The following is a 14,921-nucleotide window of genomic DNA, read 5'->3' on the forward strand; positions in this document are numbered from 1 at the left end:
GCTCCCGCTTCTGATGTCGTAAAGTCGTGGCTATGGGCTCCCGCTTCTGATGTCGTAAAGTCGTGGCTATGGGCTCCCGCCTCAGATGTCGTAAAGTTGTGGGTATGTTCCCCTGCTGGAGATGTGGTATAAATGCCGGAAGTGTTATTGGCTGCTGCTTGATTCCCGCCTGCCGGTTTATTAGTGGTTGTGTCGCCACGATCAACGTATTGGTGTGAATGTATTCCAGAGGGATTTGTCATCCCTGTATGCGTGTGACTTCCAGCTACATTCGTTGTTCCCGTATGCGTGTGGCTTCCAGCTACATTCGTTGTTCCCGTATGCGTATGGTCTCCAGCTACATTCGTTGTTCCCGTATGCACATGGTTTCCTGCTACATTCGTTGTTCCCGTATGCGTGTGGTCTCCACCCACATCCGTCATACCCGTATGCGTATGATTTCCTGCTACATTCGTTGCTCCCGTATGCGTGTGGTCTCCAGCCACATCTGTCGTACCCATATGTGTGTGGTCTCCAGCTACATTCGTTGTTCCCGTATGCGTGTGGCTTCCATTCACATCCGTCGTACCCATATGTGTGTGGTCTCCAGCCTCAGCCGTGTTTCCGGTATGACTATGGGGAGCAAGTTGGGATTTGTCTAGTTTTATTCTTTTATGCCCTCCCCTATCGCCAATTTCCGAATTTTCAGCTGTTCCCAGAACAAAGCGCTCCCTCAAATCCGGCGTTCCTTTCGTTCCATCACATAACAACCATCCTGTTGGAATATTCTTAATGGATCCGCTCCACATTACGATAACCCCACTCGGGATTCGTTCATGATTTGTCAATGTTACCCTCTCCTGAAAGCAATAAATTTTACTATATTTTATGCTAGGTAACACCTTTAGAGCTGGACTTTTTTGGTGAAATAAATAGATTGTTTATTATGGAGCATGAACACTTGGAGACGCCTATCCCTACCATAAGTGGGTGTAGGAGTAATGGAGATTCAGCGGGTTTAGGGCATACAGACATCTACATTCCAATGCACCTTTTTACGTCCCTTATTTTCTTCCAATCACTTTCAGGAGTAAAAAAACAAGGATGTAAAATCGAAAATATAAACAGTCTCCTTCTACATTTTTTAAAATGATCTTTGTAATTTGCAAGAACATGAATACCCACACTGGATACTATTAAATCGTAAACTTCTAAAGAAAAAAAAGGACTTTTATCTTAAAAATCAGGTAGAAAAATCTTTTTATATGTATGGTAACACATAAAAAAGCACCTGTTTAAGGTGCTAAGCTTATAACGTTTTATAAATTTGATTTTATAGACCAATTAGAGATTGCTTAGTATTTGTCAACTAGCGTAGGTTGCTACTCGCGGGGATCTAGCTGCCTTCCTTAATTTACTTAGAAGGCTCCCATTCACCTATAAAAAACGCTATCAGTGTTTAGCCTGCTTGGTCTTGACTACCCTACGAGACATATGTATCCCTTGCCTTGGGGCCTCCTTTTGTCTTAGGCCTTAGCCTTGTTCTCTTTGACTGCTTCTAGGTCTTGTTGTAATGTTCGAGTGATCACAGGTCGCTACTCGAGGCACTTTAGCTGCCTTCAGTACTATCCTAGGTTGTCCCTCATTCACCCCTTTATATATCTTTAGTTCTGAATGGTATGTTCTTCTCAACACATACGCTTTCATTCAAAAGAGATATGGTTCGTCTACTTCCCCATACTCAATACCCCATAAATGTCTTCAATCAAGTTTTTAACTCAATCAACCAGGCTTCCTATCTGAATTCCTTGTTGAAAAACTCAATTGGTCATAATTTTCACCAATGTTTTTACTACATCTTTTAGAACCTTCTAATTTTGTCGATAACTACTCGGAATTTGTAATTATTTCTCGGGAAATTGTTGAAATTTGAAAATAGTGATCCTGAATAGTTGAACAAAGGAATTTCTACTATTGATTTGATTGCCTAGGTTTAAATCGTTATTAACACCACAATATCGTATAAGAGACTAAAAAAAAGTAATGAAACCTTTTTCTTATTGAAGTAATATTTCTTAATGGATTTTTGTTGTTCAGTTTTAAGCTATGACATATCGTTTGTCAGTTAGTTGTTCATTTCACGCGTAGCTGCGAGTTTATTGGTTGAAAAATTTAGCTCTCTTTTAATTGAATGAAAACATGGGTTAAAATATCATATGTATCGGGTATCGCTATCTCTGTTTCTGGTTCCTTCTGATTTTTCCTTTTCTTGATACAAAGGTCTTTAGCTCTATCGTTTAGAGGGGCAGCCCGTATCGCGTAGCGCATTACGCGTTTCGATGTCGGATTGAACGAAGGTATAAAACTTCCATATTTAAACAACGGTTATACATTTCGCTCTAAGTTTTAAACATACTTTCGAACATAGATTTTGCATTTCCACTTCTTTGCCACTTCTTTTGAAGAGGATGCTCATTTATACCGATGTAAATCCTGTTGCATATCGGACTTCCCTTTCTATTTAAAGATGAAGGTTCTGTGGACTTATTTTCATGTTATATCGCCCAGCGATACGTAACATGGTAAAAACCGATAAGCCCTTTTATTGAGGAATACTATTAAGGATATGAATCTTGCGGAGCTGGGAAACCGTTGTTTTAGCTGAGATATATCGTTTGTCAGTGAACGTTCATTTCACGCGTAGCCCTGAGTTCATTGATTAAAACATTAAAGTCTCTTTTATTTGTTTGGAATTAAGGGTTAAGTTGTCATATATATCGGTTTTCGCTATCTCTGTTTCATTAGATTCATTTAATCTATCTTTTTGTAGATATGGCCTTTAGCTGTACCCTCTAGTAACTTGTCCGTATCGCTTAACGCTATCTGCGCTTCGATGTCAGATTGAATAAAGATAGGCAACCATCATCTTTAAAAACATAGCCAGTGGGTATTGCATCACATTCTTCTTCTACTTCCTTAGAAAGGAATACACGTTCATTCGGATGTATATCATGTTTGTATATTGAATTCCACTTTTCTATTAAACCTAAAGGTTTCGAACTTATTTGTAAGTTATATCGCCCAGCGATATGAAACACCAAAAAAATGCCGATCAATTCCTGTCTGGAGCGACTATAGTAAGGATGACACTTGTTTTGGAATACAAGTTCTCAACCGGCTCAACTCTCATTTTATTAAACTGCCTTTTTTGCTTGCGTCAAATTTTGCATTTTATTTTAGATGCATATCAAATATTCTTTCTTCATTCTGTTTTTCAGCTACGTAAATCATATTTGTCACTATGAATTTTTTATTTGTGGATTCGCATCTCAATGCTTTATCCATCATTATTTATTAAAAAAATATTTATCAAATGTTTCTACATCAATAATTCGCTTCCATAAATCAATACACTGCTAGACAAAAAACCTTAACAGGCACCTTATTTTCTGAATATGGAGAAAAGCCCCCGCCATTTTTCGGAACGTTTTTGTATAGTCACTTCTAAACGTCTATTAAATTCATTTTGTGAACTCCATTCTTTTTTCTGTTCGTCCCGCATATTTTGTATTTCTTTTTGTAAGAGTTCACTTTTTTGTTTTTCTTGTTCCAGCAATTTTTCGTAATGGGCATTTTGTTGTTCAGTTAATTGTTCAATTTTAGCATTAGTTCTTTGCGCTGAATTTCCAATACTAGAACTTATAACATGATGATCCTGCTGGAGCCGGGAAACCTTTGTTTTAAGCTCTGACATATCGTTTGTCAGTTGGACATTCATTTCACGTGTGGCTGCGAGTTCATTAGCTAAAAACATTAGGGCCTCGTTTAATTGATTGGGGTCGCGGGACAAATTTTCATATGTATCGGGTAGCGCTACCTGTGTTTCATTGGATCCTTCTAATCTTTCTTTTTGTTGATATACCAGGTCTTTCGCTGTATCGTCTAGGGGCTTGTCCGTATCGCGTAGCGCTATAAGCGCTCCGATGTCAGATTTAACAAAGATACGTCGATCTCCATCTTTCAAAAACTCATATCCATTCCGCTCTAAGATTTGACCATACTTTCGAACAGTTGGAGTTGCAATCCCCACTTCTTCTGCCACTTCCTTGGAAGAGAAAGCTCGTTCATTCAGTTGAATATCACGTCGCATATCGGACCTCTTTTCTATAACTAGTTGTATGTGTAGTCTACCTGACCTTAAATTTTCTGTCTAGATAAGTATAGCCCATCCAGAAGCCATTAGGGATAGCGATATGATTTCCTCTTCCTTTCTTCTGTTTCCATAAAGGATTAGATCATCTATTCGCTTATCTTCCTTCTCTTGCATAGCCTCTATCTACCCTTATCCATTGTGGATGTTACATCTGGTTGGGCCTGGCGCGTGGTCCCTTGCCTTTAAAAAACTGGCCAGCCCACTACTAATATAGCCCGTAACGTTCGATGATTTCCATCACTAGATACATGATATTCTATCATCGCAGGCTTTCTAGAATAACTAAGTTTGGACCGATTCTATTATTTTCCCACTAAAAAAAGCTCGACCCAAATGGCACATTATATGCCTTTGGGTCAGCTCATTCTTTCATTATTTCATCAGCTTTGCAACTGGCTTCGAAAGAAACAACAATACAATACCTAAACCAATTGTTACAAAACCAATCACACTGAAGATTTCCAGGTAACCTAAAGACTGCGTATATGCAGCTAATTGTCCAGCTACCATATTGGCCACTGCGGAACTTGCCAGCCATACTCCCATCAGAAGTGAGGCAAGCTTGATTGGAGCAATTTTACTTACCATTGACAAACCAACTGGTGAAATCATTAGTTCGGCTAATGTATGAAGGAAATACGTTACAATCATGAACAGGATGTTCACTTTCAGGGCTGTATCGTTTCCTGTGTACATGACGGCAGGAAGCAGTACTAAGAAACCTAAACCAACAGTGACTAAACCGAGAGCCATTTTCGTTGGGGTTTTTAAGTCACCACGTTTTGAGCTGCCAAGCTTGTACCATAAAGCAGACATAATTGGCGCTAAAATCACGATGAATAATGGGTTCAATGATTGGAACCAGGCAGTTGGAACCTCAAAGCCAAATACATTCCGATCAATTTGGTCATTAGCATACAATGTCAATGAACTCCCTGCTTGCTCGAAAGCGGCCCAGAACGCAATGACGAAGACTGCCAAAATCACGATTGCCGTTGTACGTTTTTGTTCTCTTTTCGTTAACGGTGCAGCTGATTTTTTACCAGCTGTAACATCCGGTTTGCCAGTAGGTTCTTTACCGATATCACCTAAATAGCGATTGCCTAATAAATTGAAAACCAACTGTCCTACAATCATGCCAATTGCTGCTGTCAAGAACCCATATTTATAGCTCATAAGCCCGACCACTAACGGTGCGAAAAAAGCGCCAACGTTAATACCCATATAGAAGATGGTAAAAGCCCCATCACGACGCGGATCATTGTCTTCATAAAGATCACCAACAATTGTCGAGATGTTTGGCTTGAAGAAACCATTACCGATAATCAATAAACCAAGACCAATGTAAAGCGCTGTCAAACTCTGACTTGCGAATAGCGAAAAGTTACCAAGCGCCATTAAAATACCGCCAATCGTGATCGCCAATCTTCTGCCTATGAAACGGTCAGTCAAGTATCCGCCAATCATTGGCGTAATATAAACGGCACCAGTAAAGAATCCGTATATGCCCATTGCCGCAGATTTGTCGACTCCAAGCCCGCCGTTTACAACCGTTGCCGTTAGGTAAAGAACAAGGATTGCCCTCATTCCGTAGTAGCTGAAGCGCTCCCATGCCTCAGTAGCGAACAGCATATACAGTCCTGGAGGATGCTTTTTCCTGGACTGGTTTGGCTGCTGAACTTCTTCTTTTAATAGTGCTTGCATAATAAAGTCCTCCTCAATATGGTTAACCACCAATCGTTACATTCACAAAATAATTGCATGGTCTTTATTTAATAGACAATTGATTGGTACAATGATGGCCACTCATGCCATCCAACTCACCATCGGTAAGCGTTTACATTTTCAAACTTTACACTGGTGCAAAAAGAATCTGATATCAAAATCTACATGAGCATTAACTTATAAATTCATTCATTTAACTTGAAGACATTCAATGAAGGCATTTATATTAGAATCTTTAGTGTTGTAAAATAATTTTATATTATCAGAATATATAAAAATACAGAAAAAAAAGAGAAAAAGTCTTGTTGCATTAACGGTCTGTGCAGCAACGGCGCTCCCCCCTTCATAATAAAAAAAAACTGCCTTGTATTAAGGCAGTTTCAGACTGTTGACAAACTCGATTTTAGTTAAGATGGCCTACATTTTTTTGAGAGATTAAAAATATGAACGTTGATTTTCACTCCAGGCACTCGCTTTCCGCGGGGGTCCGGGAGCCTCCTCGGCGCTCTTGGCGCCTGTGGGGTCTCCCTTCGACGCGTTTTTCCCGCAGGAGTCTCGTACCTTCCGTTCCAATAAATTTGTTGAAATATCAATTGGAAACCCTTTTGTTTACAAACTCAAACTGCCTTGTATTAAGGCAGTTTATTAATCAACAATCCATTGATATAAATTTTTCGGTCTTCCTATTTTTTGATAACTCACAATGGTTTCCACTTTTCCTTCATCAAGTAAGTGCATAATATATCGATAGACGGTCGGATAAGCCAAACCAACTTCTTTAGAAATTGTATCAACAGAAAAAGGTTCACGATTAGATTGTAGAAAATCACTAACGTGACTAAGTGTTCTCTTACTAATTCCCTTTGTTACAAAAACATCCTTTTCTTCACTGGATTTTTGCTGCGGAGCTGATTGAGTTAATTTTGCAAGGCGAGCATGCAGTTGAATTCTTGAAATCAAATCAGGTGCTTTTACTGGCTTTAAGGCAAAATCCGTTGCGCCTGCTTCAAGAAAGCGATCAGCGATTTCCTGTCGTTCATCGACTGTTAATACAAGAATCGGAACATCAGCATTAAGTTTACGAAGCTCACCCACTGTTTTTATTCCGTCCATTTCCGGCATATGATAATCAACTAAAACAACACCCGCCCCTTCTTCTGCAAATACATTTAACCCTTCTTTTCCGTTGTTAGCCGTATTTACATTCCAGCCGGCAAATTCACAAATTTCACTTAGCATATATTGAATTGATGCATCATCATCAATGACTAAAATGTTCACCTTGACACACTCCTCTCAGCAAGTTTAATCCAAATTATTGTCCCGTGCCCAAGCTTGCTGTCAACTTCTAAAGAGGCACCATGTCCTTCAGCAACTTGTCGTACGAAAGCTAATCCCATCCCTGGATGAGATTTCGTACTGAACCCAGCTTTCCATATTTTCTCCTGATCTTTAGGTGAAATCCCTTTCCCGTTATCTGATACCCCCAACCAAAGTTCATTTTCATAGGTTTTAACCTTAAGCAGAATCTTTCCATCTTCCACTCCATTCACTGCATCGTAGGCATTGTCAATTAAATTCACCAATGCCCTTGTCATTCGGATTTTATTAATGAAAATTTTAATTTCAGGATCTGTTTGAAAGTCTACCTTCAGATTAAGATTTGTCCCGCTCAGTCTGCTTGCTTCAACATATTCAACTAAATCTTTTATACGGCACCAATGTTTTTTATCATCATATAAAATCTCGGAAATCATGTCGCTAACGGATTGAATCGATGATGAAATCCTTTGACAATATTCCTTAATTTTAGAATCGTCCACTTTCAAACTAATTAAAGAATTCAGCCCCTCAATTGCTGTAAGAGGCGTTTTTAAATCATGGACCAGATATAATGCTTCCCTTCCTGATCTTGACTGCATTGCTTCCAACTGCGCATAATGAAGCTCTTGCTTTATCCGCCACTTTTGTTCAGCCAATGAAAAATACACAGCTAAAATAACAGCATTAATAACAAAAATTAAACACAAAGTTAAACTGTACAATGTTAAAGATTGCTCAAATCCAATTTGAACCGCTATATCCTTTAATTCCTTTGAAATCGACCCTTGTCCAAATCCATATTTAGACAAAGAAGGAATCTCATTCAGCCATTCGATCCCAAAGATTAATTGAGAACAAATAATCGTTTTAATAAAGGGCTTTAGCCTATCCTTTTCAAAGGCTTGCAATAATAAGATGGCTAACAACAATAACAACGCATATGCGCTAAATGAATATGTTAAAGAATAATAAGCATTTATCACGATATAGTCGAGGGGAATAACAATAAGAGGAATGACGATTTTTAACCATGGACGGTTTAAACGAACAGCGATTTCGTCCCCCAACAGCAGTGCACCAATATAATGAAACAAAGCTAAAACTGTATTTAAAGAAATTAACAAAAAAACGGCAAGCATTAGCTTATTTCCCGTTTCTTCACCTTCCCTTAATGAAATAAGCAAATCAGTAAGACCTATTTCGTCAGGACCCAACCACGACAGTAAGAATACCCCGAATAAAATTACGCCAATTTTCATCCATATTGTCCAAGACTTCATAAGACCAGCCATCATAATCATTTCACCTTTGATAGATTATTTGCTTAGAATAGAATGATAAAAAAATTTTCCCTATGTATTTAAAGTTATGTATACCCTTCCATATTCCATAATCTCATTATACGTAATTCATCGTCATTATGAAAATTATAAAAAAATGGGTTCTGGCGCAAAGATTCGATTTATCTTGCAAGTAATATCTAAATCTTGAACAAAGCATTATGTACTTGAATTGTTTTGTAACGTCATTTTTAACTGAGGTTTTATATCATTCACGGATGGCTAATATCCTATAGGTATGTCCCGTTTCAACGACCTAAGTTTTTCAAAAAAATTGCGCGTTCTGGGGTAAGAAATGCGCTCTAAGAGCCGGTGCCTTTGCATTAGGAAGATAATCGAAGGTAAACAAGAAATAATAAAAATTAATATACTTATCCCAAGCCTTCTCAATCAATAGAGGAAGGCTTTTTCGATGTCGCTAGGAAAACAAATTTATAGTAAATTTTATTTGTCAAATGGTAGAGAATACTACTGCTGATTGGCATGATCTTTTTTAAAATGAAAGAGATTTGCGTTGTGTACAATCTCTGTTATATAGTTCATGGTGATTTTTGCAGCCGTTTGAAAATCGTAGCTTTTGCGATTATTTAAAACATTTGTAAACATTCCCTGCCATACTAAAATGGTCAATTCATTAATCGCATCAACGTTTTCCTCTTTAATGTAGCCCTCTCTTAATGCAATTTCTAAAAAGGATCGGCCTCTTTTTGACACATTACGTTCGAATAGGATAGTCTTTAATTCTTCAGGAATGTTAATCAAATCAGACGGATAGATTTTATAATAGTCTTCAAGCAGCTTTTCAGGTTGATCGGCTAGGTCCATAATAAAAACCGCATGGAAAATTTGTGGTTGCTGAAAAGAGTGATTACAAAAACATTCCCATGCTAATAAGTACTTTTCAATTGGATCTTTTCCTTTTTCAATATAAACAGCTACCTCATCTGTGTAGCATTTCAAGAATTTCATTGAAGCGAAAAAAATCAAATGGGAGACCTCAGAAAAATAGTTATAAATGGTTGCGCTATTATAGCCCGCTTTATCCGCAACTTTCCTTATTGTTACATTCTCTAAACCTTCTTCTTCGATAATTTCAGCTGTTGCGTCCACAAAGTATTTCCACATGCGGCCCATTTGTATTTCTTTTTTTTTCATATCTATTCCCCTCACATTTTTAAAAGGATATAGGTCCATTTCAATCACTGAACCCTATAAAACAAAGCTTTCTGTATTCTTATCTATATATTATAGCGGCATGCTAATCAATAAAGTGCTGATGGATAAATTATACCAAACTATGGCATGGAAGCCGAAAGAACATTAGCCCACTATAGAAACGTATAAAAATAAAAAGCTGGCAAAAAACAAAACGTTTATCGCCAGCCTCTTTACATTTTTGGGGATCTATAAGAAAACCTCATTATTCTATCACTTGGCAACCTTTTAATCCTCTTGTTTTTGCTAACTTGCTTTCATTTCTCTCTTCAGATGCGCAATCTCTTTTCGTTTTTCTTTCGTTACTCTTTGCCAAATTATAGCCGTAATCAACCCAACAATCGTCAAGCCCAATAAAATCGTAAATAATACCTTATAACCTTCAGTACCACTCCAGTGGTCCAAACAAGCACCTGCAACAATTGGCATAAAGATTTCTCCGCTATACCCAATAATCATCAAGGGCATGGCAACTGTTCCTGTTGTTTCGACAGGATAGTCTCCTTCCACCAAAATAGCGAAGTGCGTTGCCTGTAATGCATACATTGATATATAAATAATCGCTATGAAAACTAACAGTAATAAGATGAAAGAAGGCTTTCCAGGTAATACGATGAGAGCAGCTAAACCGATTGCCAGAACACAATAGCCAATTATGACCATATTCGAAATACCAATTCGATCCCCGATAATGCCAGAGCCAAAACTTCCGATTGGGCGACAATATTGTGAAAAGTAACCCAAAGCAGCGGCAATTATTGTTGAAGCACCAAAGGCGGCCGTTGCATAAGGCGTAATATAATAGAAACTATTAATCATTGCATAAGACGTTAAAATAAGAATGGCTGCCAACCAGGTTGTTGGCATTTTGAGAATCCTCAAAAGTATTGCCCAATCAAATTTTTTATCTGCCTTTTCTTTTATTTCGTCACTACTGTTGTTACCATCCGGTTCCTTATAAAGTAACATAATCATAAACCCTAAAAGAATACACATCACGGAATAGAAAATAATCACAGAAGACAATGCCAGCTTGTCACTCAGTTGCTTTGCTAAAAAGGCGAAGAGTCCTAATACCAAAGCAGATTCGATAACTTTGGCAGCACCGCGTCCGCCTTCAAAAAAGCCGAATGCTTTTCCTTGTTCATTTTCAGATGCTAACGAACGGACGGCTTTTATTAACGCTACCCAAAATGTCATGATGGATGTTATACCCCAAGCTGCATAGATTAGCAGCAACACAGGGTAAGGGGGATACAATAGTAAAGCAAAGCCTAGAATCCCTGTCGCAAATAAGGATATGGATAACAAGTGCTTCGTTCTCCATCGATCTGCCACATACCCTCCAAAGATATAGGAAATTAAACAGCAAACTCCATATGCACTGCCAAGCGTACCCATTTGAGTATTGGTCAAGTGAAAGGCATTTAAGAATACATCATAATAATAGTTTCGAAAATAAGGCAATGTATAAATCATTTCACCTGCAATGATTAAAATGACTAGAGTAGGTATATTTTTTCTTAATTTCCCTTTCATCTCTTTTCCCTCCAATCCCTGGCTTTTTAAAGTCCTGAACGCTCAATCTTTTGATCCCAATTCTTATGAAATGCCGGTCGGCCGTTTTCTTTAACATCCATTTCCCCAACAATCATAAAGTTTTCTGCATCAGAAGTTTGGGTAACGGTAATGTCAGCGTCAATCCACCAACCCTCACGGCCAATCCTCATTTTTTGATAAATTGTATATTTCGCGGAAAGAGGATTAGCATTACTTAATGTCAACTCTCGTCTCAAATTGTGTTCAACCGTAACATCGATGTCATCAAAGCGATAGACCCCTTCACCAAATACCCCTCCAACACCATCGGTTATGCAAGTCCATGTATCCGTTAAAATATCGTATGTAATGGAACGATCGACTCTTCCCTCTGAAAGTATAGTTGTCGGAGTTAATGGAGCGCTTTGAGGACTCATATTCGGTCCAGATACCCGGCTACCTTTAAAGATTGGTAATGAAAACTTTGCGGTTTCAAGATTCAGAGTAAGTGTTGCATCCTCAGGCATTGGCCAAAACATTGGCCAAAAAGTTGTTGCAATAGACAAACGTATCCGGTGCCCGGCTTTAAATTTATGCCCGCAACAGTCTAAATTAACAAATGCATTTATCTTTTCACCAGGGGTTAACAAGTCTACTTGATCATGTCCATTTAAATGGGTTAAATTCATTACTCCATAAGAAACACGGGTAACGGCTCCATCTGGTGCCACATCTGATAGTTGTGCGAAGAGCATTGCCTTTGGTCTGTCACTTGTCGTTTGTACTTCAAATCTTGGATAACCAACTATTTCTAATGGGTCTTCTAAGACATCCCCTTCAAATACCATCGCCATCCCATCATCCAATCGTTGGTCTGACGGACTTTCCCCCGGTACTCCTGCACCCATCCATTCACCTGATAAAAGGCCGTGATTTAAAGGTGTTTTTAATAACACTCGCTCTTTTGTTTCATCTCTTTCTTCTAGCAATTTACCATGAGTCAATTGATAAGTTTGCGTTAGAACTTCATTTGATGGCCAGGAATCGAGTCCAACCCACTCTCCTTTACTTACTGGTTTAATGGAAGAAGGAGGCATACTTTCCTCAAGCCATACATTCACCATTGGTCCAACCATCGCATCGTTCTCTTTTCCTTTCAGCCAATGGTCCCACCATTTAACAGCTTCTTGCAAAAAGCCCATTGCTGGTCCTGGAACTCCATCATGAGGGTATACGTGTGCCCAAGGTCCAATAATCCCCTTCCTGGGAACTGAAAGCCCTTTCATTAAACTTAATACGGTATTCGTATAAGAATCTTCCCAACCATCGATTGCTAAAACTGGGACTTCAATGTCATCGTAATTTTCACAAACTGATCCATGCTTCCAATAAGCATCTCTCGTTTGGTGCTCCATCCATTGCGCCATCCATAAAGGCATTTCCTTTAATCTTTCCAGCCATTTTTCACGCCAGCTATCCCCAACTATATGAGGGTCAAGTGGACGCACCTGATAGGCCAGCATAATGGCCCCCCACCAGAAATTATCATTTAAGAGGCAGCCGCCTTTATAGTGGATATCATTGTTATACCGGTCATCGGTAAACCCGAGTGTAATAATTGCTTTTAAATTTTGGGGTCTTCTGGCTGCAACTTGAAGCGAATTAAAGCCCCCCCATGATTTACCCATCATACCGATATTTCCATCACACCAATTTTGTTTTGAGATCCAATCAATAACTTCCAGAGCATCATCTTGTTCTTGCTTTAAGTATTCATCCCTTAGCAGACCATCTGATTCTCCCGAACCTCTCATATCCACTCTCACAACAGCATAACCATGCCCGGCAAAATAACCATGCATCGGTTCATCTCTTGCCCTTGTACCGTCTGTTTTTCTGTAAGGAATATACTCTAAAATGGCAGGTACTTTTTGACCTTCCCTAATCTCAGGCAACCAGATACGACTTGAAAGTCTAGTTCCATCTTTTAAAACAATCCAAGTGTTTTCAATGGTTTCAACCGCATAAGGAAAATTAGTGATAATTTCTTTTTCTTTATATTCTGTTGACACTTTTCATCCTCCTCTTACTCATTTTCATCTGCCGTAAAGTGGTCATTATCTTTACTTTTAACTCACTATTAGCGCCTTTTATAAATTTTTAATCGTAATTACGAAACAATCAAAGTAATTTTATAATCATGATTATATTTGTGAAATTAGTATATCACCCGAAGATATGTTAAACAACTTAAAATTTTCAGAATTCTTATATTTAATTTTTACTTTACATAAAAAGAAAAGGCCTCCCACAGTAAGTTGTGAGAGGCCTTCAACTTTAAAAATAATCGCATGTTAGGTGAGCACTCATTACTGAATCGTCGTTAAACCCCTATATTAAGGGATCCAAGCGTTGATTATATCATGCCATATTTCAATGTCAGGTGAGCAAATAGGTGAGCATTTTCAATTATATTCTTATAAATAACTGGTATGAAGAACCTGAAAAAGCCCCCCTATTACAAGAGTAAGCATAAACCTAATCCTATAATATATCGGAAGGAGAAAAGATTATCATGAAAATGAAAAAATCCTTAAATCGAATTCAAACTGCATTATAAGGAAATTGAAACGTGTAGCTAAAGTAAAAAACATTGATTTAAATATTTATCATGCTAAAGAAGATACTTCAAACCTTGGCCTAAATCAAAATTCGTTAACATTTGCTTTTTATCAAGAAGGTGAAATAAATAAGAAACTAGATTTTATCGATCTCTCAGAAGATGATAATCAGATAGTAAGCCCGAGATGTGTTTTCAGGCAGTATTGGCTGCATTACCGGGAATTGGTTCTTTGACATAAGGTCCTGCGGGAGATTATATAGCAAATGAGAAGACAGCTAACCCTAAAGGAGAATGGGCATGTCGAACCAATAACTTACAGACAAAAATATGTGTAAACTACAAGTGAAATTTAGCAAGTGAAAACCAAAAATCATCGGAGTTATTTCCAAGGAAGTAACTCCCTTTTCTAGAACTTTGGCTTGATATTTTGACAAAACTCAGGCTTTGGCAATTCGCCCTTGCCTCATTAACTGCTTCAAAGTAATAGATAAATACCATTTCTATATTATTTCCTTAAAAATCATCTATATTTGATATTTGTTTAATCTCACATTGAGATATATAATAAAAAAAGAATGCGTTTTCAATAATTAAATACCTCGTTACTTCTCATACTATAAGGAGGATTTAAGATGAGCCAAGTAGAAAGAAAATCCAAAGTGCAGAAATTAATTGAGCAACAAAAATTCAATGAGAAAGACATTTCCAAGATGACAGATTCACAGATTGAATATTATCACTGGCTCTATTTTGATGACTCTGTTTATGATTATATGTAACTCAAATATAAAATGATAAAAAGCGGGAAAAACTTTGATAATTCATGGTTTCCCGCTTTTACTTTTATTCTTTAGAACTCCCCCATACCGATGCACAGAGTAGAATTAAACCACTTTACCACTGCTGGATTCACCTGATACATCTAAAACTATGGGCTTCATATCAAACTCATGCAAAATAACCA

General features: G+C 37.9%; 9 protein-coding genes and 1 pseudogene. 2 read left to right on the forward strand and 8 right to left on the reverse strand.

Annotation, left to right across the window (positions count from 1 at the left end):
• From J7I90_RS24760 to J7I90_RS24795, 8 genes and pseudogenes are all read right to left on the reverse strand, one after another.
• A pseudogene (locus tag J7I90_RS24760) lies at window positions 1–827 on the reverse strand (hypothetical protein); the annotation flags it as partial.
• Window positions 828–3,421: 2,594 nt separating this feature from the next.
• Window positions 3,422–4,129: an SH3 domain-containing protein gene (locus J7I90_RS24765; RefSeq protein WP_214774296.1), complete on the reverse strand. Its 708-nt coding sequence runs from the start codon at window positions 4,127–4,129 to the stop codon at window positions 3,422–3,424.
• A gap of 435 nt (window positions 4,130–4,564) precedes the next feature.
• The gene (locus J7I90_RS24770; RefSeq protein ID WP_098186332.1) at window positions 4,565–5,896 is read right to left on the reverse strand and encodes a peptide MFS transporter; all 1,332 of its coding nucleotides are present in this window, start codon (window positions 5,894–5,896) and stop codon (window positions 4,565–4,567) included.
• 666 nt (window positions 5,897–6,562) lie between these two features.
• Window positions 6,563–7,198 carry a response regulator gene (locus tag J7I90_RS24775; protein WP_214774297.1) on the reverse strand — a complete coding sequence of 212 codons (636 nt, stop codon included), beginning with the start codon at window positions 7,196–7,198 and terminating at the stop codon, window positions 6,563–6,565.
• Window positions 7,195–8,535: a sensor histidine kinase gene (locus J7I90_RS24780; protein ID WP_251025466.1), complete on the reverse strand. Its 1,341-nt coding sequence runs from the start codon at window positions 8,533–8,535 to the stop codon at window positions 7,195–7,197. The genes J7I90_RS24775 and J7I90_RS24780 overlap by 4 nt, the downstream gene beginning before the upstream one ends.
• A 513-nt stretch (window positions 8,536–9,048) precedes the next feature.
• Window positions 9,049–9,735: a TetR/AcrR family transcriptional regulator gene (locus tag J7I90_RS24785; protein WP_214774298.1), complete on the reverse strand. Its 687-nt coding sequence runs from the start codon at window positions 9,733–9,735 to the stop codon at window positions 9,049–9,051.
• Between the two features lie 306 nt (window positions 9,736–10,041).
• Window positions 10,042–11,334 carry an MFS transporter gene (locus J7I90_RS24790; protein WP_214774299.1) on the reverse strand — a complete coding sequence of 431 codons (1,293 nt, stop codon included), beginning with the start codon at window positions 11,332–11,334 and terminating at the stop codon, window positions 10,042–10,044.
• Between the two features lie 26 nt (window positions 11,335–11,360).
• Window positions 11,361–13,406, reverse strand: coding sequence for a CocE/NonD family hydrolase (locus J7I90_RS24795; protein ID WP_214774300.1), 2,046 nt, complete (start codon window positions 13,404–13,406; stop codon window positions 11,361–11,363).
• A 553-nt stretch (window positions 13,407–13,959) separates the two neighbouring features.
• On the opposite strand from J7I90_RS24795, the gene J7I90_RS24800 reads away from it, so the two are divergent.
• Window positions 13,960–14,190, forward strand: coding sequence for a hypothetical protein (locus J7I90_RS24800; RefSeq protein WP_214774301.1), 231 nt, complete (start codon window positions 13,960–13,962; stop codon window positions 14,188–14,190).
• Between the two features lie 399 nt (window positions 14,191–14,589).
• Window positions 14,590–14,736 carry a BH0509 family protein gene (locus tag J7I90_RS24805; protein ID WP_127777491.1) on the forward strand — a complete coding sequence of 49 codons (147 nt, stop codon included), beginning with the start codon at window positions 14,590–14,592 and terminating at the stop codon, window positions 14,734–14,736.
• Window positions 14,737–14,921: the final 185 nt, after the last annotated feature.

The sequence above is a fragment of the Bacillus sp. ISL-57 genome, assembly GCF_018613135.1.
In the GTDB taxonomy this organism is placed as follows: Bacteria; Bacillota; Bacilli; order Bacillales; family DSM-1321; genus Peribacillus; species Peribacillus frigoritolerans.

Bases quoted from the DNA above. Each gene is read 5' to 3' on its own strand.
- J7I90_RS24780 (WP_251025466.1), bottom strand. From the start codon at position 8,535: ATGATGGCTGGTCTTATGAAGTCTTGGACAATATGGATGAAAATTGGC.
- J7I90_RS24805 (WP_127777491.1), top strand. From the start codon at position 14,590: ATGAGCCAAGTAGAAAGAAAATCCAAAGTGCAGAAATTAATTGAGCAA.
- J7I90_RS24765 (WP_214774296.1), bottom strand. From the start codon at position 4,129: ATGCGACGTGATATTCAACTGAATGAACGAGCTTTCTCTTCCAAGGAA.
- J7I90_RS24790 (WP_214774299.1), bottom strand. From the start codon at position 11,334: ATGAAAGGGAAATTAAGAAAAAATATACCTACTCTAGTCATTTTAATC.
- J7I90_RS24770 (WP_098186332.1), bottom strand. From the start codon at position 5,896: ATGCAAGCACTATTAAAAGAAGAAGTTCAGCAGCCAAACCAGTCCAGG.
- J7I90_RS24785 (WP_214774298.1), bottom strand. From the start codon at position 9,735: ATGAAAAAAAAAGAAATACAAATGGGCCGCATGTGGAAATACTTTGTG.